The sequence below is a fragment of the Sphingomonas sp. DBB INV C78 genome, from assembly GCF_042693015.1.
GTDB lineage: Bacteria > Pseudomonadota > Alphaproteobacteria > Sphingomonadales > Sphingomonadaceae > Sphingomonas_E.
The window spans coordinates 1,447,783-1,472,116 of sequence record NZ_CP170544.1 but is presented as its reverse complement, the minus strand read 5'-3'; the positions used below and the strand labels follow the sequence as shown (position 1 = coordinate 1,472,116).

The following is a 24,334-nucleotide window of genomic DNA, read 5'->3' as shown; positions in this document are numbered from 1 at the left end:
CTCAATATCGGCGGATCAACCCCGCCAGCTTGCCCTGCACGCGGACCTGGTTGGGCTTGTAGCGCATCGGATCATAAGCGCGGTTGGCGGGATCGAGGCGGACCATCGCGCCTTCGCGGCGGAAATATTTGAGGGTCGCTTCATTGTCGTCGATCAACGCCACGACGATCTCGCCATCGCGGGCCGTTTCGGTGCGGCGGATGAGCGCGAAATCGCCGTCGAGGATGCCGGCTTCGACCATCGAATCCCCGGACACTTCGAGCGCATAATGATCGCCCGGGCCAAGCAGGGCAGCGGGCACCGACAGCGAGGACTGGCCTTCCAGCGCCTCGATCGGCAGGCCGGCGGCGATGCGACCGTGAAGTGGAATTTCCAGCACGTCGTTGGCCGCGATCGGCAGCGCCTTGGCGGCGGGCTTGAGGATCGCCGGCTGTGCGGGGGCGGGCTTTGCCTCCGGTGTCCGTTCCGGCATGCGCAGCACTTCGAGCGCGCGGGCGCGGTTGGGCAGACGGCGAATGAAGCTGCGTTCTTCGAGCGCGCTGATCAGGCGGTGGACGCCCGACTTGGATTTCAGATCGAGCGCCTCCTTCATCTCCTCAAACGAAGGAGAGACGCCGGTTTCAGCCAGCCGATCATGGATGAAGCAGAGCAGTTCATGTTGCTTGCGCGTCAGCATGGCTAACCCCGAACGAAGGAACGAACGGAGAACGTGTAGGAAACGGAACGGTTCTTGTCAAGCGATGGAGAACAGTTCGACAACATCGCCCGCGGCAGCGGCGGGCGCGAAGGGCGGGCGGATGATGAGGACGTTGGCGGCCGCCAGCATGGCGAGCGCAGCGCTGTCCTGGGAACCGAGTGCTTGAACCATTCCGCCGCTGCGCTGGCCGCGCAGGAATTCCATGCGTTTTCCGGTGGCAGGTAATGGCGTTGAGAGCTGGGCGGTCTCCGGGCTGTCGAACGGATCAGCGGCGCCACCGAGATGGCGGACCAAGGGCAGCAGGAAAAGCCGGGCGGTGACAAAAGCCGACACCGGATTGCCGGGAAGACCGAGGACGATTGTGCTGCCCAACTTCGCAGCCATGATCGGCTTGCCCGGTTTGAGTGCTACCCGCCAGAAATCGATCGTCGCGCCGGCTGCTTCCAGCGCGGGGCGCACGAAATCGCGATCGCCGACCGAGGCACCGCCGGTGGTGACGATGATATCAGCGCCGCGCGCGGCATCGGCGGCCGCGATGGTGGCTGCAAGATCGTCGGGCACGATGCCGCGATCCTCGACGATTGCGGGCGTTTCGGCTGCGAGCAGGGTGGCAAGCATCGGCGCGTTGGAAGAGGGCAGGCAAACGCCGTCCACCGGCTCGCCGGCGGGGACGAGTTCGTCGCCGGTGGAGATGAGGGCGATGCGCGGACGGCGGCGAACGGCCAGCGCGCCATGCCCCCCGGTCGCGGCGAGCGCGATGCGGGCGGGGGTGAGGCGCGCACCGGGCTCGATCAGCGCGTCGCCGGATGCGAAATCGCTGCCGGTGCGGCGGATATGGGCGCCGGCATGGGGTGGGCCTTCGCCGGCCAAAACGAGGCGATCACCGCCCCGCTGGGCTTCCTCCTGCAACAGGATCGCATCGGCGCCGGCGGGGACGGGGGCGCCGGTGAAGATGCGCGCAGCTTCTCCCGCGGCCAGAGTGAAGCCGAGTGTGGAGCCAGCCGCGCTTTCGCCGACGACGCGCCACGGCCCGGGCATCTCGGCGAAACGGATCGCATAGCCGTCCATGGCCGAAAGATCGGCGGCGGGCTGGGTGCGGCGGGCAAGCACCTGCTCCGCCGTCCAGCGGCCAGCGGCTTCGACCAGCGGGAGGGTTTCGGTGGGCAGCGCAGGCGCGAGCGCGAGCAATTGCGCCTGTGCTTCGGCGAGGGGGAGGAGGGCGGCCACCTAGTCCGCGCGCCAGTCGCCCGAGCGGCCGCCGGATTTGGCGATGAGTCGGACCTCACCGATCACCATCCCGCGATCGAGCGCCTTGGCCATGTCGTAGACGGTGAGGAGCGCCACCGAGACGGCGGTGAGCGCTTCCATCTCCACACCCGTCTGGTGCGTGGTGCGGACAACGGCGGTGGCGGTGACGCCGCCCGGGCCGACTGCGAGATCGAGCGTGACGCCCGCGATCGGCAGCGGGTGGCAGAGCGGGATGAGGTCGCTCGTCTTCTTGGCGGCCATGATCCCGGCGATGCGGGCGACGGCGAGGACGTCGCCCTTGGCGACCGCGCCGTCGCGGATGGCGGCGGCGGCATCGACCGTCATGCTGATGCGGCCGGTGGCGGTCGCCTCGCGTGCGGTGGTGGCCTTGACCGAGACATCGACCATGCGGGCGGCGCCGGCTTCGTCGAGGTGGGTGAGGCGATTTTCGGTCATTGGCCGGTCAGCAGCTTGCGGGTGGCGGCTTCAACATCGGCCTGGCGCATCAGCGATTCCCCGACGAGGCAGCAGGAGACGTGGTGCTTCGCCATTGCATCGAGATCGGCCTTCGATCCGATACCGCTTTCGGTGACGAAGGTGCAGCCGGCCGGCGCGCGATCGGCGAGTTCCCAGGTGCGGGCGAGATCGATGGTGAAATCGCGCAGGTCGCGATTGTTGACGCCGATCAGGCGGGACTTGAGGCGGAGCGCGCGATCAAATTCATCGGCGTCATGCACCTCGACTAGAGCATCCATGCCATGGTGGATCGCGGCGGCCTCGATCTCGGCCATCTCGCCGTCGTCCAACGCGGCGACGATGATGAGGATGGCATCGGCGCCGAGTGCACGGGCTTCGGCCACCTGCCAGGGATCGACCATGAAATCCTTGCGCAGGCAGGGCAGATCGCAGGCGGCGCGGGCGGCGACGAGATAATCGTCATCGCCCTGGAAATAAGGCTCGTCGGTCAGCACCGAGAGGCAGGCGGCGCCCCCGGCCTGATAGGCGCGGGCATGGGCCGGCGGATCGAAATCGGCGCGGATCAGGCCCTTGGAAGGGCTGGCCTTTTTGATCTCGGCGATCAGGCCGAAGCCACCGGCGGCGACCTTGGCGTCGAGTGCGGCGCGGAAGCCGCGGGGGGCGGACTGGGCGCGGGCGCGCGCTTCCAGATCGGCGAACGAGGTCGCGGCCTTGCGGCGGGCGACTTCCGCGCGCTTGGTGTCGCAGATTTCGATCAGCTTGTTCATCAAAACGCGATCCAGCAGGCGAGGAGCTGCTTCGCAAGCCCCTTGTCGATCGCCTCGGCGGCTTCCTCGACACCTTCGCGCAGATCATTGGCATGGCCGGCGACGATCAGCGCCGCAGCGGCGTTCAGCAGTACGGCATCGCGATAAGCGCCATGTTCGCCATCGAGCAGGCGGCCGAGCGCTGCGGCGTTGTGGGCGGCGTCGCCGCCGCGCAGCGCTTCGAGCGGATGGCGGGTGAGGCCGGCATCCTCGGGCGTGATGCGGATCGCACCTTCGCCGCAGGCGCCAAGGCGGACGATGCTGCTCGGCCCTGCGATAGAAAGCTCGTCGAGCGGTTCGTCGCCTGCGACCATCATCGCGGATTCGGTGCCGATCAGGCTGAGCGCCTCGGCATAGATGGGCAGATAATCGGGACGGGCGACGCCGATGAGCTGGCGGGTGACGCGCGCCGGATTGGCGATCGGGCCGATCAGGTTGAAGATCGTCCGCCGGCCGATCGCGCGGCGCACCGCGGCGAGATGCTTCAGAGCCGGGTGGTGAAGCTGCGCGAAGAGGAAGGCGATGCCGAGATCGGCAAGGCTCTCTTCAGCGCGCGCCGAGGCGCGATCGAGATCGAGGCCGAGCGCTTCCAGCGTATCCGACGACCCCGCCTTGGACGATGCTGCGCGGTTGCCATGTTTGGCGACCGGCACGCCGCAGGCCGCCACAACGATGGCGACCGCGGTCGAGACGTTGAGACTGTGCGAGCCGTCCCCGCCCGTGCCGCAGACGTCGATCGCGCCGGCCGGGGCCGTCACCGGGATCATCCGTTCGCGCAGCGCCATGGCGGCCGCGGCGATCTCGATACTAGTCTCGTCGCGTTCGGCCATCACCGTCAGGAAATGGCGGGCATGATCCTCGGCAACCTTGCCGTCGAGCAGATCGCCGAACGCCGCGAAGGCACTCGCATGATCGAGCGGCGTTGCCGCGTCGGGAAGCAGCACGGTCGTCGTCATGCGGGCAGTTTCGCGGCCACGCCGGCTTCGCGCAGGAAATTGGCTAGAAGATCGTGGCCATGCTCGGTCGCGATGCTTTCCGGGTGGAACTGGACGCCGTGGATCGGCAACTCGCGATGGCGGAAGCCCATCACTGTGCCATCGGGCGTGCGGGCATTGACCACCAGATCGGCAGGAATGTCCTCGACGATCAGCGAGTGATAGCGCGTCGCGGTGAAGGGGGAGGGCAGGCCGGCGAAGACGCCGCTGCCGTCATGTTCGATCGGGCTGGTCTTGCCGTGCATCAGTTCGGGCGCGCGGACGACCTTGCCGCCGAAATGCTGGCCGATCGACTGATGGCCGAGGCAGACGCCCATCAACGGCTTCTTCGCGGAAGCACACGCCGCGACCAGTTCGAGCGAGATTCCCGCCTCATTGGGAGTGCAAGGGCCGGGCGAGATCAGGAAGCCCGCCGCCCCGCTCGACATCGCCTGGCCGACGCCGATGGCGTCGTTGCGGACGACTTCAACCTCGGTCCCCAACTGGCGGAGATAGTGGACCAGGTTCCAGGTGAAGCTGTCATAATTGTCGATGACGAGGATCATGCCCGACGCTTTAGGGGCGCAGGCGCGATTGGGGAAGGGAGCTTACCTGTTTCGCGGGCAAAGGGAGGTTTGGTTACAACTCTCCGATCATGTGCCTCACAGCCACTGAGAGCCCAAGATTGCAGTCAGCGAGAGTGCCGCGCCGAAAACCATAGTGAAGTTCCCGGCATTATTGCGTTGGAGAGCGTTCGCGACTGCCAAACAAGCAAATGCGTAGATGCCTAAAGCAATTAGAAATGCGATCTCGCTAGCACGCGTCGCCGCACCGAGCCCCAATATGATCATCATCGGAACGATGATGCCTATGACGTAGAGGAAGATTTGCAGAGGTTTCCGCAAGAATCGAAGAAGGCGCATCAAAACTCCCTTAGCCCTCCGCTCTATTTGATGGGGAAAGGCTAAGGGTGGCTGGTTAAAATACTTGCCTTGGCGGAGCTATTCGATGGCCGTTAATCCGGCGTGCGCCGCATGATGTTTTCGGATTGATTGAGCCGCAGATCAACCAATCACGCGACCTGCATCAGCGCATAGCCGCCCAGCGCCATCGCGCCGCCGACCGAGGTGCCGACCAGAAGGTAGCCGAAAATCTCCACGATCTTCGGATTCGGGCGCTGCGCCTTGCGGTTGCGGCTCGCGCTCGACAGCACGAAGCTCGCCAGCATTCCATAGGTCAAGGCAGCCGCTTCAATCATTTTCCACACCCGATTCCCGCTCTTCGCACATGCACAATGCCGGGCATTCGCTAAGGGCGGGTTAACCGTGATGCAAGGGGCGCTATTGGCCGAACCCCGCTTCATGAGCACGGCTTATCGCTTCGCCTGCGGCGGCAAGCAGCGCGCCAGTCTTGGCTTCGCATTCGCGCTGTTCATAAGCGGGGTCGCTGTCGGCGACGATGCCGGCGCCGGCCTGGACGTGCATGACGCCATCCTTCACCACCGCGGTGCGGAGCACGATGCAGCTATCCATCGACCCGTCGGGCGAGAAATAACCGACGCCGCCAGCATAAGCGCCGCGCGATTCGGGCTCGAGCTCGGCGATGATCTCGCACGCGCGGACCTTGGGCGCGCCGGAGACGGTGCCCGCCGGGAAGCCCGCGAAGAGGGCGTCGAGCGCGTCCTTTTCGGGCGCGAGGCGACCGACCACATTTGAGACGATGTGCATGACGTGGCTGTATTTTTCGATCGTGTAGCTGTCCGTCACGGTGATGGTGCCGGCTTCCGCGACGCGACCAATGTCGTTGCGGCCGAGATCGAGCAGCATGAGATGTTCGGCGCGTTCCTTGGGGTCGGCGAGCAGCGAATCGCGGTTGGCGGCATCCTCGGCGGCGGTCTTGCCGCGGGGCCGTGTGCCGGCGATCGGCCGGATCGTCACCTCGCCATCGCGGGCGCGGACGAGGATTTCCGGCGAGGAGCCGATGATCGCGAAACCAGGCATGTCGAGGAAATAGAGGAAGGGCGACGGGTTGATCCGTCGCAGCGAACGATAAAGATCGAAGGGCGGTAGCGGGAAGGGCAGCGAGAAACGCTGCGCTAGGACCACCTGAAAGATGTCGCCAGCGGCGATATAGTCCTTCGCCTTCAACACCATGTCGCGATAGCGCTCTGCCGGAACCGCGCGTTGCGGGGTGGCATCGGGCGGGGCGGCGGGCGTTGCGGCGCGCGGCGGGAGCGCTGCGGCCAGGCGCGCGGAGGCGCTGTCGATGCGCTCGTTGGCAAGCGCAACGGCGGCATCTGCATCCTCGCTTGCATCGGGCCAGAGCGGGGCGACCAAGAAAAGCTCGTCCGCCAGCCGATCGAACACGAGGATCAGGGTGGGCCGGACGAACAGCATGTCCGGCAGATCGAGCGGGTTGGCCGGCGGGCGCGGCAGTTTTTCGACCAGGCCGACCGTTTCATAGGCGAAATAACCGACGAGACAGGCGAGCGCGGAGGGCAGCCCTTCGGGCACGTCCATGCGGCACTGCGAAACCAGCGCGCGCATCGCTGTCAGCGTATCGGCCTCGCACGGCTCAAACGCCGCGCGATCGGTGAGCCAGCGGTGGTTGATCGTGGCCGACCGGCCCTCGGCGCGGAAGACGAGATCGGGGGCGAGGCCGAGCAGGGTATAGCGCCCACGCGCGGCGCCGCCTTCCACCGATTCGAGCAGGAAATCGCCACGACCCGGCTCGATCAGCTTGAGCGCGGCGGCGATCGGTGTGTCGACGTCGGCGATCTGCCGGCGCCACACGAGCGCCGGTTTGCCGGCGCGCAAATCTGCCGCCGCTTTCGCATCATGGGCCGGTGTCACCGGCCCTGCCCGCCCAGTTCCGCTTTCAGCGCGTTGATCGCCGGCGCGTTGCGCTGGACACCGACATCCTTGGAGGCGGCCGCGACGAACTGCTGGAGATATTCGTCGCCGATGTTGCGCGAGAAGCCGCCGCGCAGCGAATTGACGAGCGCAGGCTCCGTCTTGGCATCGCCGGCAATCACGTCGCCCAGCTGGACGACGAACCAGCCGGCATTGTTCGGCGCGGCGATCAGGCGGGTTTCGCCCTTCTTCATGCCGAACATCAGCTTGAGCGGCGGCGGCGCGGGGCGATCCTGGCGCAGCAGATCCATCTGTCGCGCGGCTGCCTTGGTCGGCGCCGGCAAGCGGACGCCAGCCTGAGCGAAGGCATCGGCGAGCGGGGTGCCGGCCTTGGCCTTCGCCAGAATGGCGTCGGCGATGGCGCGGGCCTGCTTGGCGGTGCGTTCGCTGCGGATACCGGCGATCACCGCCTCGCGCACGTCGGTGAGCGGGGCGGGCGTGGCGGGCACGACCTGCGAAACCTGCATCAGCGCATAACGCTCGGCACCGATGGTTTCGACGGTCGGGTCATCCTCGGTGGTCATCTGCGACGCAGAGCGCATCAGCGCGGCCACTTCCGGCGGCGCCTGCCACGCGGGCTGATCCGGCGCGCGGCCGTCGGTCAGGATGGCCGGCGTGGTCGCGACCACGAGCTTCTTCGCCTTCACGACATCATCGAAGCTCGCGCCGTCGGCGATCTCGTCCTCAACGCCGCTGACCAGCGAGGCCAGCGTCTCATCGCGCTTCTGCTTGGTGAGCGATTCGGCGATCTCGGCGCGGACCGCGGCCAGCGAGCGGCCGGCAGTGGCGTTGATCTTCGCGACCTGGACGACATACCAGCCGAGATCGCCCTTGATCGGGCCGGCAACACCGCCCTGGGGCTGGGTGAAGGCTGCGTCGGCAATGGCGGCCGAAGCGCTTTCGGCGAGTTTCGCCTTGGCGACATCGGAGGTCAGCGCTTCGACGCCAGCTTGCTTGGCGGCATCGGCGATCGGCGTGCCGGCCTTGACCTTGGCGACCAGCGCAGCGGCGGCTTTCTGATCGGACAGAATGACTTGCGCGATCGAGCGGGTCTCGTTCGCGGCATAAGTGGCTGCATTGGCCTTGTAGAAAGCGTCGATCTCCGCCTCGGTCGGCGTGAAATTGCCGGGCAGATTATCCTGACCGAAGATCGCGTAGCGCAGCACGCGGCGTTCGGGGATGGTGAATCGGGCGATATTGGCCTTGTAGAAAGCCTGGATCTCAGGGTCCGTCGGTGCGGGGCCGGCAGGAATGGCTTCGGACGGCACGATGCCGATCAGGCCCGTGCGCTGTTCGAGCAGCAGCGACGCATTGGCCATCAGCAGCGCATCGGGCGCACGAGCACCAAAAGCGATCGGCACGAAAAGTTGGCGACGGAGCGCGTCACCCGCGATGTCGGTGCGATACTGACGCTCGCTGATGCGCGCCTGATTCAACGCATTTTCCATCGCCGTGCGATCGAACCGTCCGGTGAGGCCGAAGAAAGCCGGCGTGCTGGCGATTTCGCCATCGATAAGCCGATCGCTGACGCCGAGCCCGTTGGCGCGGCCCCAGACTTCGAGAGCGCGGAAGGCAATGGCCTGATCAATGATCTGGTCGATCGCGCCCTGGGCGGCGAAGCCCGCCATGTCGAGCTGCGGATTTTGCTGCTGGGCCTGGCGCAGCGCATTGTCGATGCGCTGGCGCGTCTCGGTCGCGCTGACCTTCGATCTCCCGACGGTCGCAAGTTGCGGACCGCTGGAGTTGCTGCCGTTGATCCAGCTCGGATCGATGCTCGTCACCGCGAAGGCGATCAGGACCAGGCCGAAAAGGCCCAGCACCAGCCAGGAAGAAAGCGCGCGACGGAAGAAGGAAATCATTGCTGGTCCTGGGGCCATTGCCGAAGACCTCCGCCATAGAGGCGCGGGCTTGCGCCATCAAGCGGCGGGGCGCTACGGGCAGCCCCGACATTGATTTTCAGGGAGGCGGTGATGGCGTTGCGGAAGCTGGTGGCTGGAAACTGGAAGATGAACGGATCGATCGCGGCGCTGGCCGAGCTGGATGCGATCGCCGCTGCCGCTGCCGTCCATAACGGGCTGGACGTCGCCATCTGCCCGCCCTTTCCGCTGATCGCCGCAGCAGCACAGCGCCAGCCGCAGCTCGCCATCGGCGCGCAGGATTGCCACACGGGCACGAGCGGCGCGCATACCGGCGATGTCGCGGCGGGCCTGATCGCGGACGTCGGCGGCCGCTACATCATCCTCGGCCATAGCGAACGCCGCGCCGATCATGGCGAAAGCGATGCGCTGGTCCGCGCCAAGGCCGAAGCGGCGATCGGTGCCGGGCTGGTGGCGATCGTTTGCGTCGGCGAAACCGAGGCCGAGCGCGACGCCGGCCGGGCTGTCGCGGTGGTTGAAGGGCAGCTTGATGGATCGGTGCCGCCTGCCGGCACGGGCGCGACCCTGGTCGTCGCTTATGAACCGGTCTGGGCGATCGGCACCGGCCGCACGCCGTCCACCGCGGACGTGGCCGAGATGCACGCGGCGATCCGCGCCAAGCTCAGCGCACTGCTGGGCGGGGAGGGCGCCAAGGTGCGCATCCTTTATGGCGGATCGGTGAAGCCGACCAATGCGGCGGAGCTGATGGCGGTCGCCGATGTCGATGGCGCACTCGTCGGCGGCGCGAGCCTGACGGCGGCGCAGTTCGTGCCGATTATCGAGGGTGCGGCGGGCTGAGCCGAAACGGGCGCTCCGCGATCAGCGAAGCGCCCGCTTTTTCAGGCGAAAGTGACTCGCGTCGTCATCCGCTGGCGGCGCATCGCCCCGCCGACAAGGCCGAAGCCGGAGATCATCATCGCCCAAGTTGCGGGCTCGGGAACCGGGCTCGACGCGCCGAAGACGAATGCGAGCTGGTTCTTGTAGAGCTGCTCCGAATCGACCGTGTCGGTCAGGAAGCCGTTCCAGATCGTGCGGCCATCATTGCCGTAGATGATCGCGGCGTCGCCATTGGCGAAGGTCGCGGCGACGGTGCCCGTCGTCGCCGACAGGCCGGTGGTGTAGATGCCCCAGCCCGGATTGGTGGCCGTCAGCGTGCCCGAAATGCCGGTCGCGAACGGGCCGGAAACCGTTATTTCCGTCTGGTTGTTGTTGCCGGTGAAGGTGCCGCCCAGGAAATCGGGCGAGCTCGACTGCCAATCGGTAAAGATCACCCGGCCGCCGGCTGCGACATAGGCGTCAAGCGCGGCAATATCCTCGGCAAAGGCGTTGCTGTTCTGGTTGGCGTAAACGACCAGATCATAATCGCCGAGCGTGAAGCTGCCGAGGTCATTGTCGGTCGACGTCAGATCATAGCCGCCGCTGGCCAGCACGTTGCCGAAATAGTCGGTGCCCAGCACCGAATCGTTGCGATAGAGGATGTTCTGAGCATTGGCGGGCAGGGCCAACAGCAGAGCAGAGGCCGCGCCGCCGAGCGCGAGCGCCAGGCGGCGAGAAGATAGAGACGACATCAGGAAATCTCCCCAAAATGGAAGCAACAGGAACGAATTTTCTGATTTTAGGGCGACTTAAGCTTTCCTAACGGCCGCTTAACGATGTCCGCAACCCGAATCGTACCTTTTCGTCGATGTCTCTGTGATGTTTGTCGATTTCGTCAGATCTGAGCGGCGAGGCGCTTGGGCGCGGCGAGGCGGTAACTGTGGGCCACGCGATCGGCGACGTGATCCCAGTCGGGCGCGGCCAGTTCGCGCCCACGCTCTTCCAGTCTGATGCCGATCCAGCCCGACACGCCGATATAAGCGGGGAAATAATAAAGCTCGGGATCGCTTTCGAGCAGCATCTCCTGCTCGTCGCGGCCGCTGGTCTTCACGCAGACGCTGGTGATGCCGTCATGATGATGATCGTCGGTGAAATAAGCGAACATCTTCTTGCCGGCGACCTGGAAGGCATGGCTGCCATGGCTGAGCTTCGTACTCGCTTCGGGCAGCGCCAGGCAGATGCGGCGGACTTCCTCGAGCAAGCGCGGGTCGCTCATCTCAGGCTCCTTGCATAATCGGCGAGGGCGACGGCGTAGAGCTTATGTTCTTCGGCCAGCACGCGATCGGCCAGCAGGTCGGGGGTGTCGCCCGGCAGGATCGGCACGCGCGCCTGCGCGATGACCGGGCCGTCATCCAGTTCGGGCGTCACGACATGGACCGAGCAGCCCGCCTCCATATCGCCCGCGGCGATTGCGCGGGCGTGGGTGTCGAGGCCCTTGTAGAGCGGCAGCAGCGAGGGGTGGACGTTGAGGATGCGCCCCTTCCAGCCGCTGATGAACTCCGGCGACAGCAGGCGCATATAGCCGGCGAGCGCGATCAGCTCGACATTGGCCGCGCGCAGCTCGGCGTCGAGCAACCGATCGAATTCGGCGCGGGGAATGCCCTTGTGGCTCTTGGCCCAGGTCGGCACGCCCGCATCCGCCGCCAGCTTCAGGCCGCCCGCATCCTCGACATTGGAAAGCACGCAGACGACGCGATAGGGGCAATCGGCGACGGTGCTGGCGTGAACCAGCGTCGCCATGTTCGTGCCCCGCCCCGAGATGAGAATCCCGACGCGGACCGGATCAGTCATTATGGGTGGCGGTCCAGGGCTCGCGTGCGCTCCACGCCTCGTTCGAGCCCTTGACGGTGCAACCCTTGTCGCCGGCCGCGATATGGCCGATGCGGAACACGGTTTCGCCCGCCGCTTCCAGCCCCGCGGTGACGGCGTCGGCGTCACCCGGACGGACGATTACGGCCATGCCGATGCCGCAGTTGAAAGTGCGCGCCATCTCGCCCGGCTCGATATTGCCCTGCGCCTGCAGGAAGGCCATCAGCCGCGGCTGCGGCCACGCATCGGCGTCGACATGGGCATGGAGGCCCTTGGGCAGCACGCGCGGGATGTTCTCCAGCAGGCCGCCGCCGGTGATGTGCGCCATCGCCTGCACCTGACCGGCGCGAACGAGCGGCAGCAGCGACTTCACATAGATGCGCGTCGGCGCGAGCAAAGCGTCGATCAGCAGCACATCCTGATCGAACAAAGCCGGGCGATCGAGCTTCCATCCCTTGTCCGCAGCGAGCCGGCGGACGAGCGAGAAGCCGTTGGAGTGGACGCCCGAGGAGGCGATGCCGAGGATGATGTCGCCGTCGGCGACGCGGGTGCCAGTCAGCGCCTGATCGCGCTCGACCGCGCCGACGCAGAAGCCGGCGAGGTCGTAATCGCCATCGGCATACATGCCGGGCATTTCGGCCGTCTCACCACCGATCAGCGCGCAGCCGGCGATACGGCAGCCTTCGGCGATGCCGGCGATCACCTGCTCGGCGACGCCGTTGTCGAGTCGGCCGGTGGCGAAATAATCGAGGAAGAAAAGCGGCTCGGCGCCCTGAACGATGAGATCGTTCGCGCACATCGCAACGAGATCGATGCCGACGCCACCGTGCTTGCCGCTGTCGATCGCGAGCTTGAGCTTGGTGCCGACACCGTCATTGGCCGCGACCAGCAGCGGATCCTTATAGCCCGCGGCCTTGAGATCGAAGAAGCCGCCGAAGCCGCCGAGATCGGCGTTGGCGCCCGGTCGCGCGGTGGCGCGCGCCAGCGGCGCGATCGCCTTCACGAGGGCGTTCCCGGCCGCGATGGAGACGCCGGCCTTGGCGTAGGTATAAGGGGTGTCGTCGCTCATGTTCGCTCGACTAGACATATCGCGCTTGGATTTCCACGCCCAAGTCGCCAAAAGACGCGCGTGATCTCTGCCGTTCGTCCCTTCGCCCAATGGAATCGCACCTGGATCGCCGTTGCGGCGGTCGCCATGCTGGGCGTGGCCGGTGTTGTCGTCGCCCAGATCGAGGGCAGCGACCGCGGAATCGCGCCGATTGACAGCAGTTCCAGCTATGAAGTGGGCGGCGTTGCCGTCGACGTGACCGGCAAGGATGCGGATTCGGCGCGGATGGGCGGCTGGCGGGTGGCGCAGCGCAAGGGATGGGCCTTGCTGTGGAGCCGGACCAACGGCCAGCCGGTTTCGGCGGCACCCAGCCTTTCCGATTCGACGCTCGATTCGATCGTCGCCGGTATCGTCGTCGAGGACGAGCAGGTCAGCCCGCGGCGCTATATCGCCAAGCTGGGCGTGCTGTTCGATCGCGCGCGCACCGGCCAGTTGCTCGGCAGCCATGGCCAAGCGATGCGATCGCCGCCGATGCTGCTGATCCCGGTCATCTGGTCGGGCGGCACGCCGACCAGCTTCGAGACGCGGACCGAATGGCAGCGGGCCTGGGCGCGCTTCCGCCCCGGCGGCAGCCCGATCGATTATGTGCGGCCGACAGGGACGGGTAGCGATCCACTGTTGCTGAACGTCGCGCAGACGGGCCGGCCGGGGCGCGGCTGGTGGCGGATGATCCTCGATCAGTTCGGTGCGGCGGACGTGATCATTGCCGAGGTCGCGGTCGAGCGAAGTTGGCCGGGCGGGCCGATCACGGCGCGTTTCACGGCTCGGCATGGCCCGGACGACCGCATCCTCGACCGCTTCACGCTCCGCGTGCCGAACGGCGATGCGCTGCCGGCGCTGATGGACGAGGGCGTGCGCCGGATGGATGCAAGCTTCTCGCAGGCGTTGCGCGACGGCCGGCTGCGCCCCGATCCCTCGCTGGTGATCGAGGAGGAGCCCGAGGAGCTGTCCGACGAGGCCTTCGCCAACGAAACGATGGCGGACGAGGTGGCCGTGACGGCCGCCCCCTACAACATCCAGGTCGATACAGCCGATGCCGCTGCGCTGACCGCCGCGGAGGGCATGCTGCGCGGCGTCCCCGGCGTGCGCAGTGTCGAGACGACCAGCATGGCGCTCGGCGGCACTTCGGTGATGCGGGTCGGCTATGAAGGCGACATCAGCGGCCTCAAGGTGGCACTGCAAGCGCGTGGCTGGCGCGTCGACGAAGGACCAGGCACGCTTCGCATCCGGCGTGCAGCCGCCGCTGCCCCACCGCCACCGGCCCCGACACCGGGCGCTCAATGAGCCAGATCGCCCTGCCATTCGCCTGGCCGGCGGTGGAGGACGAACGGGATTTCTGTCGCGGCGAAGCCAACGCGCTGGCGCTTCGCCATCTGGAACATCGCGCGTTGTGGCCGGTGATGGCGACGGTGCTGACCGGGCCGCGTAAATCGGGACGCAGCCTGCTCGGCCGCATCTTCGTCGCCCATGCCGGTGGCAGATTGATCGATGACGCGGATCGCCGGCCCGAGGAGGAGCTGTTCCACGCCTGGAACCGCGCGCAGGCAGACCGTAGGCCGCTATTGTTGATCACCGACGCGGCTCCCCCGCTGTGGGAGATTCGCCTGCCCGATCTGCGATCGCGCATCGCCGCGACGCCGCATGTCGCGATCGGCGAGCCGGACGACGCGCTGGCGGCGGCGCTGCTGGAACGGCTGCTCGGCCAGCGCGGTCTGGCGGCGGGGCCTGAGGTGACGGCCTATCTGCTGCCACGGATCGAGCGCAGCTATGTGGCGATCCTGCAGATCATCGACGCGCTCGACCAGCTTGCGCTCGCCAAGCGATCGCGAATCACGGTGCCGCTGGCGCGCGAGGCACTGGCGGCACTGGGTGTCATCGACGATTCATGAGTTATGGCCTAGTCTGTAACCATGGACGACGCTGCAGCCCTTCAACCGATCGCCGACATCGAGCCCGCCACCTTCGAGGTCGAGCCGTCGCAACGCTATTTCAACCGCGAGATTTCGTGGCTGGGGTTCAACCGGCGCGTGCTGGAAGAGGCGTGCAACACTGCCCATCCGCTGCTGGAACGGCTGCGCTTCCTGTCGATTTCCGGCAATAATCTCGACGAATTCTTCATGGTCCGCGTGGCCGGCCTCAAAGGGCAGTTGACCGAAAATGTCGACGCTCGTTCGGCCGATGGACTGACCGTCGCCCAGCAACTTGCCGCGATCGAGCTCGAGGCGGATCTTTTGACGGATTCGCAGACGGCCGTGTGGCGCGATCTGAGATCGGAGCTGGAGCAGGCCGGAATCAAGGTTCTCGGGCATCAAGAGATTGTTGGCGAAGAAGCTGCGTGGCTCGAACAACATTTCCGCGAGCAGATATTTCCGGTGCTGACGCCGCAGGCGCTCGATCCCGCGCATCCGTTTCCGTTCATTCCGAACAAGGGCTTCAGCCTGTTGTTCGAACTCAAACGGCTTTCCGACGGCGAACCGATTCGCGAGTTGCTGATGGTGCCGGCGACATTGCCGCGCTTCGTCCGGCTGCCGGGTGCGGCGGCCCGCTATGTATCGATCGAAGCGTCGATCCGGCGATTCACCGGCGTGCTTTTCCCCGGCTATGCCGTGGAAGGGTATGGCGCCTTCCGCGTCATTCGCGACAGCGACATCGAAGTGGAGGAAGAGGCCGAGGATCTCGTCCGCTATTTCCGTTCCGCCATCAAAAGGCGGCGCAAGGGGCGGGTGATCCGTCTCGAACTGCTCGCCGGTATGCCCGCGTCGCTGGAGCGGCTGGTGAAGGACGAGATCGTCGGGTCGGAGGCGATCATCACCGACACCGAGCAGTTCCTCGGCATTTCCGATCTCGAACAGCTTGTCGATGAGGATCGGCCGGACCTTAAATTCCCGCCCTTCGCACCCCGTTTTCCGGAACGTATTCGCGAACATGGCGGCGATTGCTTCGCGGCGATCCGCGCCAAGGACATCGTCGTCCACCACCCTTATGAGTCGTTCGATGTGGTGCTGGCCTTCCTGCGCCAGGCGGCGAGCGATCCCGACGTGGTGGCGATCAAGCAGACGCTCTATCGCGCGGGCAAGCAATCGGCGGTGATTCGCGCGCTGGTCGATGCGGCCGAAGCCGGCAAGTCGGTGACCGCGGTCGTGGAGCTCAAGGCGCGGTTCGACGAAGAGCAGAATTTGATGTGGGCCTCGCAGCTCGAACGCGCGGGCGTGCAGGTCGTCTACGGTTTCGTCGACTGGAAGACCCACGCCAAGGTGTCGATGGTCGTCCGGCGCGAGGGCGGCGGATACAAGACCTACTGCCATTTCGGCACTGGCAACTATCATCCGGTGACGGCCAAGATTTACACGGACCTGAGCTTCTTCACCGCCGATCCGCGGGCCGGCCGCGATGCGGCGCAGCTCTTCAACTACATCACCGGTTATGTCGAGCCTTCGAACCTGGAAATGCTCGTCATGTCGCCGCACGGGATGCGCGACCGGCTGTGCGATCTGATCCAGGCCGAAATCGACAATGCCAATGCCGGCCAGCCGGCGGCGATCTGGGCGAAGATGAACTCGCTGGTTGATCCGGCGATCATCGAGCAGCTCTATCGCGCCAGCGCAGCGGGCGTGCAGATCGACCTCATCGTGCGCGGCATTTGCTGCCTGCGGCCCGGCGTTCCCGGCCTTTCTGAAAATATCCACGTCAAATCGGTGGTCGGGCGCTTCCTGGAGCATAGCCGCATCATGTGCTTCGGCAACGGCGCGGCGCTGCCCAACAACGACGCGAAGATCTACATCTCGTCGGCGGACTGGATGCCGCGCAACTTCGACCGGCGCGTCGAATATATGCTGCCCATCGAGAATGAGACGGTCCACGCCCAGATCCTCGATCAGGTGATGGTCGCCAATCTGATCGACAGCGAACAGAGCTGGCACCTGAAATCGGACGGCAGCTATGAACGGGTCGAGCCGGGTAAAAGGCCGTTCAACCTGCATCGCTATTTCATGACCAATCCGTCGCTTTCGGGCCGAGGTGCGGCGCTGGAACGGAGCGGCGCGGTGCCGAAATTGAGCCTGCGGCGGGGCGGCTAGGGGTTTCGGACGCGGCAGTTTCCCGCTAATCCCTTGCCCCGCATGGTCGCCGCATCGCTCTACCGCAAGAAGCCCCGCAAGGGGATCGAGGACGGCCGCACGGCCATCATCGACATTGGATCGAATTCCATCCGCCTCGTCGTCTATGACGGGCCGGTCCGCATCCCATCCATCCTGTTCAACGAAAAGGTGATGGCCGGCCTCGGCCGCGGGCTGGTGAGGGATGGCGCTCTGGATGCGGAAGCCACCGATCGCGCGCTGACTGCGCTTTCCCGCTTCCAGCGGCTTGCGGCACAGATGGGCGTTGCAGATGTGCGGACGGTCGCCACCGCGGCCGTGCGCGAGGCGAGCAACGGTGCCGAATTTGTCGGCCGCATCGAGTCGCTTGGGTTGGCGGTCGAACTGCTTTCGGGCGAGGACGAGGCCAAGATGGCGGGCTATGGCGTGCTCGCCGGCATTCCCGACGCCGATGGCATCGTCGGCGATCTCGGTGGCGGCAGCCTGGAACTGATCCGCGTCGGCCAGGGCGAGGTGCATGAACGCCTTTCCTTTCCGCTGGGCGTGCTGCGGGTGGCGGCGATCCGCGACAAGGGGCCGAAGGCGCTGGAGCGTGTGATCAACGAAGCGATCGGCGAATCGGGCTGGGAAGGGCGGGGTCAGGGCCTGCCTTTCTATCTGGTCGGCGGTTCGTGGCGGTCGCTGGCGCGGCTGGAGATGCACCTGTCGGGCTTCCCGCTGCCGATCATCCACAATTACCGCATGCCGGCCGAAGCACCGCAGCGACTGATCCGGTCGCTCGCCCATCTCGACAAGGCGAGGCTGCGCGAGGTTTCGGGCCTGTCGCAGCCGCGTATCCCGACCTTGGGCCATGCCGCGGCACTGCTCGCCGCACTGGTGCGGCATCTGGGATCGAGCGGCCTCGTCGTATCAGCCTATGGACTGCGCGAAGGGCTGCTCCACGCCAGTCTGCCGCCCGAGGTGCAGGCGCAGGACCCGCTGATCTGCGCCACGCGCGAAGAGGGCGTGCGCCAGGGGCGCTTCCCCGAACATGGCGACCTGCTCGATCGCTGGATGGCGCCCTTGTTCGAAAGCGAAACCGCGGCCGACGCGCGGCTGCGCCATGCCACCTGCCTGCTCGCCGACGTGGGCTGGCGCGCCCATCCAGAATTCCGTGCGGAACGCGGGCTCGAGACGGCGCTGCACGGCAATTGGGTGGGAGTCGATGCACAGGGGCGCGCCAAGATGGCACATGCGCTGTTCCGCAGCTTCGGCGGCACCGGAATCTCGCCAGTCGTGGCGCAACTGTTGGCGGCGGCGGATATTTCCCAGGCCGAACGCTGGGGCCTTGCCATGCGGCTCGGCCAACGACTGAGCGGCGGCGTCGCCGAGCCGTTGGAGACCAGCGCGCTCAGCCTCGATCGCGAAGCCGTGACCTTGACGCTGCGGCAGGCCGATGCGGCGCTCTACGGAGAATCGGTCGAGCGTCGCCACAAGACGCTGGCGGCGGCGTTCGATCTTAAAGCGGGTTTCGCGGTGGCCGGCTGACCGCTCAGCCGCAACTGACCTTCAGGATCACTTTCGCTTCATCGGTGCCGATGTTCAGGCGATCGGGGCGATAATCCATCGTCACCGGCTGGTTGGGGAGCGTGACACGCACGGTCTTCGATCCGGTCGCCTTGCGGGCCTGTTCGACGGTCGCCTCGTCCGCGGTCTTGCCGACGAAGGATTGTCCGGCATCCGCATTGCACATGGTGCTGGCCTCGTCGGCAGGGGGAGTCGTTTCGCACGCGGTCAGCAGCAGGACCGAGACACCTGCAGCGAACAGGACAGTGGAACGCATAAAACTCCTCCCGATGTTCAGGCGGCCATGGCCTTCTTGGCCGTACCGGGCGCGCCTTCGCCGAAATAGCTGGAAACTTCCGACGAATCATAATGTTCCACGGGTGGAATGTTCAACGCGGCGCGCGCTTCATCCAGGCTGAGGCCGAACAGTTCCTCATATTTCGCCATGAACAAGGGCTTGGCGGCGCGACCGATCTGGATGCCGCGTTCCGTGAAATCCGAAAGCGTGGCGTAAGCGGCCGGATAATGAAGCTGAACGCGGGTGAACATCGGCATGATCAGCAACATGTGGACCGCCACCATCTCGCCCGCGAGTTCGGGCGACATGTTGCGGTTCCAATTCTCGATGCGCATCCAGAAGGGCACGACCTCCGCCATCGCATCGAAGCCGACGCCGCCGAGGATATGCTCGAAATCATGCGTCTGGGCAGAGCGCAGCTCGAAATATTCGAGGTCTGTCGCCGGCCGCCAGTTGGGATCGACGCGCAGCCGCGGATCGAGCGCGATGTCGAGATCACCGGCGACCAGATAATCGTAGAAGATCCGACCGAGCGTGCCCTTGGCGTAGTCGGCAAGGTCCTCGCGCTTGAAACTGGAGATGAAGCGTTCCTCCATGAACGCATCGAACTCCGGATTGCGCTTGCGCTCCTCTGCGAGCAGGCGGTTCACTTGCGCGGTGTCGCGCACTTCCCAATAAGCGCGGACGATGTTGGTGCTGTCCCACCCCACGCGCCGATCCGGCCCGTTGCGGCGGAGCATGGCGGTGTTCATCGCATCGCCCAGCCGCGGGTTGTTGAGATAGCGCGAGGAACTGACGAGCACGCTGCTCTGCGTGGCAATGTCGAGGACGCCCAGACGCGAGAAATCATCCATGATCCGCCTCCTGATCGGGCGCGCCTCTGGCGGACGCGCTTGTAAGGGCGGAGTTTGCCTGCGCTTGGATGAAGCGCCAAGGGCAAAATGAAGCAGATTTACTGTGCCAAAGCTTACTCCGGCACGAGCTCCGACATCACCAGCTTGCCCTTGCGGACGCTGAAGGCGGTGCGCCCTTCGACCAGCGCGATCGCATCCTTGCCGAACAGATCGTAGCGCCAGCCTTCGAGCAGCGCCAAGCCTTCGCGCTGGCCGGCGGCGATCGCCTCCAACTCCTCCGACCGGGCGATGAGCCGCGGAGCGACGTCCGATTCGCGCGAGCGGATCTTGAGCAGCAGCTTGAGGAGGTCAGCGATCAGCGCGCCTTCCTTGCCAAGGCCGGGCTTGCGATCGTCGCGCGCGGGCATTTCATCATCGGACAGCGGGGTCGCGGCCTCGATCGCGCCGATCAGGCGGCCGCCAATATCGTTGGTGGCCCAGCTCGGCGAGAGGCCGCGGACTCGCGAGAGATCGGCCTGCACCTTGGGCGGGTGCGCGGCGATGTCGGCCAGCGTCTCGTCCTTGGCGATGCGGCCGCGCGGCAGATTCTTGCCCTGCGCCTCGCGCTCGCGCCAAGCGGCCAGCGCCTTCAGCCGACCGAGAACGTCGGCCTTGCGGCTCGGCACGCGGATGCGCAGCCAGGCGAGTTCGGGCAGATTTTCATAGTTGGACGGATCGCCCAGCCGCTCCATTTCCTGATCGAGCCACTGGCCCCGGCCGGTTTTCCGCAAGCGATTGAGGATCTTGGGGAAGATTTCCATCAAATAGGTGACATCGCCGATCGCATAATCGATCTGGCGCTTGTCCAGCGGGCGGCGGCCCCAATCGGTAAAGCGGGCGCCCTTGTCGAGCTTGATGCCGAGCATGGATTCGACGAGATTCGAGTAACCGACCTGTTCGCCCATGCCCAAGGCCATTGCCGCGACCTGCGTGTCGAACAAAGGATGCGGCGTCTTGCCGGTCAGGTTGTAAACGATTTCGAGATCCTGGCCGCCGGCGTGGAAGATCTTCAGCACATCCTCATTATTGACCATGAGGTCGAGAAGCGGTGTGAGATCAATGCCTTTGGCCTTGGGGTCGATCGCGGCAGCCTCATGCTCGTCGGCGATCTGGATCAGGCAGAGATCCGGCCAGAAGGTATTCTCGCGCATGAACTCGGTATCGACCGCCACATAAGGTGACTTGGCGAGACGGGCGACGAGAGCGGCAAGCGTTGCGCTATCAGTAATCAGCGGATGAATGTTCATGTCTGGTGCATAGCCCGGTATCGCGGCTTGACAAGGCGCGCTTGCACGCGCGAAGCGCGGCGCTCGCGAAAATCAACCTATTGTTGAAAGAACATCACGCCATGCACGCTTACCGTAGCCACACTTGCGCGCAGCTTCGCGCTTCGGACGAAGGGGCGACCGTGCGCCTTTCGGGCTGGGTTCATCGCAAGCGCGACCATGGCGGCGTGCTCTTCATCGACCTGCGCGATCATTATGGCCTGACCCAGATCGTCGCCGACAGCGATTCGCCGGCCTTCGCCACGCTAGACGCGGTTCGCGTGGAATCGGTCATCACGATCACCGGCAATGTGAAGACGCGCGCCGAGGGCACGGCCAACGCCAACCTCGCGACCGGCGAGATCGAGGTCTATGCCCGCGAGGTGGCGATCCAGTCCGCCGCGCAGGAATTGCCGCTGCCGGTTGCGGGCGAGGCCGAATATCCCGAGGACATCCGCCTCCGTTACCGCTTCCTCGATCTGCGTCGCGAACGGCTGCACAAGAATATCGTGCTGCGGTCGAACGTCATCGCGTCGCTGCGCCAGCGGATGATCGGGCAGGGCTTCACGGAGTTCCAGACGCCGATCCTGACCGCGTCCTCGCCCGAAGGTGCGCGCGATTATCTGGTGCCGAGCCGCGTCCACCCCGGCAAGTTCTACGCGCTGCCGCAGGCGCCGCAGATGTTCAAGCAGTTGCTGATGGTCGCGGGCTTCGACCGTTACTTCCAGATCGCACCCTGCTTCCGTGACGAGGACGCGCGCGCCGACCGTTCGCCGGGCGAATTCTATCAGCTCGATTTCGAGATGAGCTATGTCACGCAGGACGACGTGTTCGCCGCGATCGAGCCGGTGCTGCATGGCGTGTTCGAGGAGTTTGCAAACTTCGACGGCAAGGGCCGCACCGTCTCGCCGCTGCCGTTCAAGCGCATCCCCTACAAGGAATCGATGCTGAAATATGGCAATGACAAGCCGGACCTGCGCAATCCGCTGATCATCAGCGACGTCTCCGCCTATTTCCAGGGATCGGGCTTCGGCCGCTTCGCTTCGATCGTCGAGGCGGGCGATGTGGTCCGCGCCATCCCGGCGCCGGGAACGGCGGAGAAGAGCCGCAAATTCTTCGACGACATGAACAGCTGGGCGCAGTCCGAAGGCTTTGCGGGCTTGGGCTATGCCACCCGCAAGGGCGGCGAATGGGGCGGCCCGATCGCCAAGAACCATGGCGAGGAAGGCATGAACGCGATGGCCGACGCGCTGGGCCTCGGCCCCGACGACGGCCTGTTCTTCGCCGCCGGCAAGGAGGCGCAGGCCGCCAAGCTCGCCGGCCTCGCCCGCACCCGCGCGGCCGAGCAACTCGAACTGATCGACGCCAAGCGCTTCGAATTCTGTTGGATCGTCGACTTCCCGATGTTCGAATATGACGAGGACAACAAGAAGGTCGACTTCAGCCACAACCCCTTCTCGATGCCGCAGGGCGAGTTGGAAGCGCTGGAGACCAAGGACCCGCTCGATATCCTCGCCTTCCAGTATGACATCGTCTGCAACGGCGTCGAGCTGTCGTCGGGCGCGATCCGGAACCACCGGCCGGAGATCATGTACAAGGCGTTCGAGATCGCCGGTTACAGCAGTGAGGAAGTGGACACGAACTTCGCGGGCATGATCAACGCCTTCAAGTTCGGCGCACCGCCGCACGGCGGATCGGCGCCCGGTGTCGACCGCATCGTCATGCTGCTGGCGGACGAGCCGAACATCCGCGAGGTGATCGTCTTCCCGATGACGCAGAAGGCCGAAGACCTGATGATGCAGGCCCCTGCGCCGGCAACGCCGAAGCAACTGCGCGAGCTGAACCTGCGCGTGGTCGAACCGTCGAAGGGCTGACATCCGCTTTTCTCGTCACCCGGAACTTGTTTCGGGGTCCACCGTGCGGCAAGTCTTGTCGGCGCTTGTTGCACGGTGGATGCCGAAACAAGTTCAGCATGACGAAAAGGGACGGCGGACGGCATGGCCATCGATCTTGCGGACTACGAGAAGGGCGCCAAGTTCGACGGCGACTATGATGAGGCGCTGGCCGAGGTGCAGGAGCGCCTCGCCCGCATCCAGGTCGCCTATATCGTCCACAAACGCAGCGCCATCATCCTGTTCGAAGGCTGGGATGCGGCGGGCAAGGGCGGCATCATCCAGCGGCTGACCGCCGAATGGGACCCCCGTTATTTCGAGGTGTGGCCGATCGCCGCGCCGGGCGAGGAGGAGAAAGAGCGCCATTTCCTCTGGCGTTTCTGGACCCGGCTGCCGGGCCATGGCGACATCAATATCTTCGATCGCAGCTGGTATGGCCGCGTGCTTGTCGAGCGCGTCGAGGGCTTTGCGACCGAGAAGCAGTGGCGCCGCGCCTATGACGAGATCAACGAATTCGAGGCGCAGCAGAAGGAAGACGGCACCGCGATCATCAAGCTGTTCGTCCACACCACCCAGGAAACCCAGGACGAACGGATCAAGAAGCGCATCCAGCACCCGTGGAAGCGCTGGAAGACGGGCGCCGAGGATTTCCGCAACCGTTCCCGCCGGATGGATTATCTGAAGGCGATGGATGACATGTTCGAAAATACCGACACGCGCTGGGCGCCGTGGAAAGTAATCGACGGCAACAACAAGAAGGCCGCCCGCATCGCCGCGCTCAACTTCATCGCCGATCGGCTGGAAAAGACCGTGCCGATGTCGCCCCCGCCGATCTCATCGGACCTCGTTGCGCTCGCGAAAGCCAATTTCGGGTCCGATTTCGAGGTTGAGTGAATGAACACTCCACTCCGTTTGTGTCGAGCGAAGTCGAGACACGGCCGCGAATGGCGTGCTCAGGGACGGGATGTCTCGACTACGTTCTCGGCTTCGCTCGAACTCCGCTCGACACGAACGGGGGCGGGATAAATCTTAGCCCGCGGGATAGCTGATCCCCAGCACTTCCCATTCCTTGGGGCCGGCGGGCAGGTCGACGCGGCGGACGTCGCCGATGGTGGCGCCTTTGAGCGCGCGGGCGAGGGGGGAACGCCAGCTTATCCGGCCCTGGCCGGCATCGGCCTCATCCTCGCCGATGAGCGTGACCACGCGTTCCTTGTCATCTTCGTCGACCAGCGTGACGGTGGCCCCGAACCACACCCGGCTGCGATCGGCCTGATGGGCGGGATCGACCACCTTGGCCGCCTTCATCCGGCGGGAGAGGTGGCCCAGCTCGCGGTCGATCTCCCGCAATTTCTTGCGGCCATAGATATAGTCCCCGTTTTCAGAGCGATCGCCATTGCCCGCCGCCCAGGAAATGACCTCGACCAGCTTGGGTCGTTCGTCTCCGAACAGGTGCTCGTAACGCTCGTGGAGCGCGCGGAGGCCAGCGGGCGTGATGTAATTGGGCGGACGATCATTCATGGTCGT

General features: G+C 65.5%; 25 protein-coding genes. 7 read left to right on the top strand and 18 right to left on the bottom strand.

Annotation, left to right across the window (positions count from 1 at the left end):
- Window position 1 precedes the first annotated feature (1 nt).
- The 10 genes from lexA to ACFB49_RS06985 all read right to left on the bottom strand — a co-directional run bounded on the left by lexA (window position 2) and on the right by ACFB49_RS06985 (window position 8,973).
- The gene (lexA, locus tag ACFB49_RS07030; protein ID WP_380877728.1) at window positions 2-676 is read right to left on the bottom strand and encodes a transcriptional repressor LexA; all 675 of its coding nucleotides are present in this window, start codon (window positions 674-676) and stop codon (window positions 2-4) included.
- A 57-nt stretch (window positions 677-733) separates the two neighbouring features.
- On the bottom strand, window positions 734-1,924 hold the full coding sequence (glp, locus tag ACFB49_RS07025; protein ID WP_380877726.1) for a gephyrin-like molybdotransferase Glp: 1,191 nt from the start codon (window positions 1,922-1,924) through the stop codon (window positions 734-736).
- Window positions 1,925-2,401: a cyclic pyranopterin monophosphate synthase MoaC gene (moaC, locus tag ACFB49_RS07020; protein WP_380877724.1), complete on the bottom strand. Its 477-nt coding sequence runs from the start codon at window positions 2,399-2,401 to the stop codon at window positions 1,925-1,927.
- Window positions 2,398-3,192 (bottom strand): indole-3-glycerol phosphate synthase TrpC, encoded by a 795-nt coding sequence (gene trpC / locus ACFB49_RS07015; protein ID WP_380877722.1) that lies wholly within the window; start codon window positions 3,190-3,192, stop codon window positions 2,398-2,400. The genes moaC and trpC overlap by 4 nt, the downstream gene beginning before the upstream one ends.
- Window positions 3,189-4,184 carry an anthranilate phosphoribosyltransferase gene (gene trpD / locus ACFB49_RS07010; RefSeq protein WP_380877719.1) on the bottom strand — a complete coding sequence of 332 codons (996 nt, stop codon included), beginning with the start codon at window positions 4,182-4,184 and terminating at the stop codon, window positions 3,189-3,191. Before trpD ends, trpC begins: the two co-directional genes overlap by 4 nt.
- Window positions 4,181-4,768, bottom strand: coding sequence for an anthranilate synthase component II (locus ACFB49_RS07005; protein ID WP_380877716.1), 588 nt, complete (start codon window positions 4,766-4,768; stop codon window positions 4,181-4,183). Before ACFB49_RS07005 ends, trpD begins: the two co-directional genes overlap by 4 nt.
- A gap of 96 nt (window positions 4,769-4,864) precedes the next feature.
- The gene (locus ACFB49_RS07000) at window positions 4,865-5,125 is read right to left on the bottom strand and encodes a hypothetical protein (protein ID WP_380877713.1); all 261 of its coding nucleotides are present in this window, start codon (window positions 5,123-5,125) and stop codon (window positions 4,865-4,867) included.
- Between the two features lie 149 nt (window positions 5,126-5,274).
- A complete protein-coding gene (locus ACFB49_RS06995; RefSeq protein WP_380877710.1) occupies window positions 5,275-5,460 on the bottom strand; it encodes a hypothetical protein in 186 nt (61 codons plus the stop codon).
- An 82-nt stretch (window positions 5,461-5,542) separates the two neighbouring features.
- Window positions 5,543-7,054 (bottom strand): anthranilate synthase component I, encoded by a 1,512-nt coding sequence (gene trpE, locus ACFB49_RS06990; RefSeq protein ID WP_380877708.1) that lies wholly within the window; start codon window positions 7,052-7,054, stop codon window positions 5,543-5,545.
- Entirely contained in the window at window positions 7,051-8,973 is a 1,923-nt protein-coding gene (locus ACFB49_RS06985; RefSeq protein WP_380877706.1) for a SurA N-terminal domain-containing protein, read from the bottom strand. The genes trpE and ACFB49_RS06985 overlap by 4 nt, the downstream gene beginning before the upstream one ends.
- A 111-nt stretch (window positions 8,974-9,084) precedes the next feature.
- Between ACFB49_RS06985 and tpiA the strand changes: the two genes are divergently transcribed.
- Window positions 9,085-9,828: a triose-phosphate isomerase gene (tpiA, locus tag ACFB49_RS06980; RefSeq protein WP_380877703.1), complete on the top strand. Its 744-nt coding sequence runs from the start codon at window positions 9,085-9,087 to the stop codon at window positions 9,826-9,828.
- 41 nt (window positions 9,829-9,869) lie between these two features.
- Here the strand turns inward: tpiA and ACFB49_RS06975 are convergent, their stop codons facing one another.
- The 4 genes from ACFB49_RS06975 to purM all read right to left on the bottom strand — a co-directional run bounded on the left by ACFB49_RS06975 (window position 9,870) and on the right by purM (window position 12,784).
- Window positions 9,870-10,598 (bottom strand): PEPxxWA-CTERM sorting domain-containing protein, encoded by a 729-nt coding sequence (locus ACFB49_RS06975; protein WP_380877701.1) that lies wholly within the window; start codon window positions 10,596-10,598, stop codon window positions 9,870-9,872.
- Between the two features lie 143 nt (window positions 10,599-10,741).
- Window positions 10,742-11,122 carry an MmcQ/YjbR family DNA-binding protein gene (locus ACFB49_RS06970; protein ID WP_380877698.1) on the bottom strand — a complete coding sequence of 127 codons (381 nt, stop codon included), beginning with the start codon at window positions 11,120-11,122 and terminating at the stop codon, window positions 10,742-10,744.
- Window positions 11,119-11,646 carry a phosphoribosylglycinamide formyltransferase gene (gene purN, locus ACFB49_RS06965; RefSeq protein WP_380877695.1) on the bottom strand — a complete coding sequence of 176 codons (528 nt, stop codon included), beginning with the start codon at window positions 11,644-11,646 and terminating at the stop codon, window positions 11,119-11,121. The genes ACFB49_RS06970 and purN overlap by 4 nt, the downstream gene beginning before the upstream one ends.
- 43 nt (window positions 11,647-11,689) lie before the next feature.
- Entirely contained in the window at window positions 11,690-12,784 is a 1,095-nt protein-coding gene (purM, locus tag ACFB49_RS06960) for a phosphoribosylformylglycinamidine cyclo-ligase (protein WP_380877692.1), read from the bottom strand.
- A 60-nt stretch (window positions 12,785-12,844) separates the two neighbouring features.
- Between purM and ACFB49_RS06955 the strand changes: the two genes are divergently transcribed.
- From ACFB49_RS06955 to ACFB49_RS06940, 4 genes are read left to right on the top strand one after another with little or no spacing between them, the layout of a single operon-like run.
- Complete coding sequence (locus ACFB49_RS06955; protein ID WP_380877689.1) at window positions 12,845-14,107, top strand: heavy-metal-associated domain-containing protein; 1,263 nt, start codon at window positions 12,845-12,847, stop codon at window positions 14,105-14,107.
- Window positions 14,104-14,712: a chromosomal replication initiator DnaA gene (locus ACFB49_RS06950; RefSeq protein WP_380877688.1), complete on the top strand. Its 609-nt coding sequence runs from the start codon at window positions 14,104-14,106 to the stop codon at window positions 14,710-14,712. The genes ACFB49_RS06955 and ACFB49_RS06950 overlap by 4 nt, the downstream gene beginning before the upstream one ends.
- Window positions 14,713-14,733: 21 nt before the next feature.
- Window positions 14,734-16,899 carry an RNA degradosome polyphosphate kinase gene (locus tag ACFB49_RS06945; RefSeq protein WP_380877686.1) on the top strand — a complete coding sequence of 722 codons (2,166 nt, stop codon included), beginning with the start codon at window positions 14,734-14,736 and terminating at the stop codon, window positions 16,897-16,899.
- 42 nt (window positions 16,900-16,941) lie between these two features.
- Window positions 16,942-18,444 carry a Ppx/GppA family phosphatase gene (locus tag ACFB49_RS06940; RefSeq protein WP_380879879.1) on the top strand — a complete coding sequence of 501 codons (1,503 nt, stop codon included), beginning with the start codon at window positions 16,942-16,944 and terminating at the stop codon, window positions 18,442-18,444.
- Between the two features lie 4 nt (window positions 18,445-18,448).
- Here the strand turns inward: ACFB49_RS06940 and ACFB49_RS06935 are convergent, their stop codons facing one another.
- From ACFB49_RS06935 to rnd, 3 genes are all read right to left on the bottom strand, one after another.
- Window positions 18,449-18,739 (bottom strand): I78 family peptidase inhibitor, encoded by a 291-nt coding sequence (locus tag ACFB49_RS06935; RefSeq protein ID WP_380877683.1) that lies wholly within the window; start codon window positions 18,737-18,739, stop codon window positions 18,449-18,451.
- A 17-nt stretch (window positions 18,740-18,756) separates the two neighbouring features.
- Window positions 18,757-19,614 carry a Coq4 family protein gene (locus tag ACFB49_RS06930; RefSeq protein ID WP_380877680.1) on the bottom strand — a complete coding sequence of 286 codons (858 nt, stop codon included), beginning with the start codon at window positions 19,612-19,614 and terminating at the stop codon, window positions 18,757-18,759.
- A gap of 113 nt (window positions 19,615-19,727) precedes the next feature.
- Window positions 19,728-20,900, bottom strand: coding sequence for a ribonuclease D (gene rnd, locus ACFB49_RS06925; RefSeq protein ID WP_380877679.1), 1,173 nt, complete (start codon window positions 20,898-20,900; stop codon window positions 19,728-19,730).
- Window positions 20,901-21,001: 101 nt separating this feature from the next.
- Between rnd and aspS the strand changes: the two genes are divergently transcribed.
- Complete coding sequence (aspS, locus tag ACFB49_RS06920; protein WP_380877677.1) at window positions 21,002-22,792, top strand: aspartate--tRNA ligase; 1,791 nt, start codon at window positions 21,002-21,004, stop codon at window positions 22,790-22,792.
- Window positions 22,793-22,915: 123 nt separating this feature from the next.
- Window positions 22,916-23,704 carry a polyphosphate kinase 2 family protein gene (locus ACFB49_RS06915; RefSeq protein ID WP_380877675.1) on the top strand — a complete coding sequence of 263 codons (789 nt, stop codon included), beginning with the start codon at window positions 22,916-22,918 and terminating at the stop codon, window positions 23,702-23,704.
- 135 nt (window positions 23,705-23,839) lie between these two features.
- Here ACFB49_RS06915 and ACFB49_RS06910 read toward each other — a convergent pair whose 3' ends face one another.
- Window positions 23,840-24,328, bottom strand: a complete 489-nt coding sequence (locus ACFB49_RS06910) for a GreA/GreB family elongation factor (RefSeq protein WP_380877673.1) — start codon at window positions 24,326-24,328, stop codon at window positions 23,840-23,842.
- Window positions 24,329-24,334: the final 6 nt, after the last annotated feature.

Bases quoted from the DNA above. Each gene is read 5' to 3' on its own strand.
- lexA (WP_380877728.1), bottom strand. From the start codon at position 676: ATGCTGACGCGCAAGCAACATGAACTGCTCTGCTTCATCCATGATCGG.
- ACFB49_RS07005 (WP_380877716.1), bottom strand. From the start codon at position 4,768: ATGATCCTCGTCATCGACAATTATGACAGCTTCACCTGGAACCTGGTC.
- purM (WP_380877692.1), bottom strand. From the start codon at position 12,784: ATGAGCGACGACACCCCTTATACCTACGCCAAGGCCGGCGTCTCCATC.
- aspS (WP_380877677.1), top strand. From the start codon at position 21,002: ATGCACGCTTACCGTAGCCACACTTGCGCGCAGCTTCGCGCTTCGGAC.
- moaC (WP_380877724.1), bottom strand. From the start codon at position 2,401: ATGACCGAAAATCGCCTCACCCACCTCGACGAAGCCGGCGCCGCCCGC.
- trpD (WP_380877719.1), bottom strand. From the start codon at position 4,184: ATGACGACGACCGTGCTGCTTCCCGACGCGGCAACGCCGCTCGATCAT.
- ACFB49_RS07000 (WP_380877713.1), bottom strand. From the start codon at position 5,125: ATGCGCCTTCTTCGATTCTTGCGGAAACCTCTGCAAATCTTCCTCTAC.
- ACFB49_RS06930 (WP_380877680.1), bottom strand. From the start codon at position 19,614: ATGGATGATTTCTCGCGTCTGGGCGTCCTCGACATTGCCACGCAGAGC.
- ACFB49_RS06995 (WP_380877710.1), bottom strand. From the start codon at position 5,460: ATGATTGAAGCGGCTGCCTTGACCTATGGAATGCTGGCGAGCTTCGTG.
- ACFB49_RS06970 (WP_380877698.1), bottom strand. From the start codon at position 11,122: ATGAGCGACCCGCGCTTGCTCGAGGAAGTCCGCCGCATCTGCCTGGCG.
- ACFB49_RS06975 (WP_380877701.1), bottom strand. From the start codon at position 10,598: ATGTCGTCTCTATCTTCTCGCCGCCTGGCGCTCGCGCTCGGCGGCGCG.
- ACFB49_RS06915 (WP_380877675.1), top strand. From the start codon at position 22,916: ATGGCCATCGATCTTGCGGACTACGAGAAGGGCGCCAAGTTCGACGGC.
- ACFB49_RS06935 (WP_380877683.1), bottom strand. From the start codon at position 18,739: ATGCGTTCCACTGTCCTGTTCGCTGCAGGTGTCTCGGTCCTGCTGCTG.
- ACFB49_RS06910 (WP_380877673.1), bottom strand. From the start codon at position 24,328: ATGAATGATCGTCCGCCCAATTACATCACGCCCGCTGGCCTCCGCGCG.
- ACFB49_RS06945 (WP_380877686.1), top strand. From the start codon at position 14,734: ATGGACGACGCTGCAGCCCTTCAACCGATCGCCGACATCGAGCCCGCC.
- ACFB49_RS06985 (WP_380877706.1), bottom strand. From the start codon at position 8,973: ATGATTTCCTTCTTCCGTCGCGCGCTTTCTTCCTGGCTGGTGCTGGGC.
- tpiA (WP_380877703.1), top strand. From the start codon at position 9,085: ATGGCGTTGCGGAAGCTGGTGGCTGGAAACTGGAAGATGAACGGATCG.
- purN (WP_380877695.1), bottom strand. From the start codon at position 11,646: ATGGCGACGCTGGTTCACGCCAGCACCGTCGCCGATTGCCCCTATCGC.
- ACFB49_RS06940 (WP_380879879.1), top strand. From the start codon at position 16,942: ATGGTCGCCGCATCGCTCTACCGCAAGAAGCCCCGCAAGGGGATCGAG.
- ACFB49_RS06950 (WP_380877688.1), top strand. From the start codon at position 14,104: ATGAGCCAGATCGCCCTGCCATTCGCCTGGCCGGCGGTGGAGGACGAA.
- rnd (WP_380877679.1), bottom strand. From the start codon at position 20,900: ATGAACATTCATCCGCTGATTACTGATAGCGCAACGCTTGCCGCTCTC.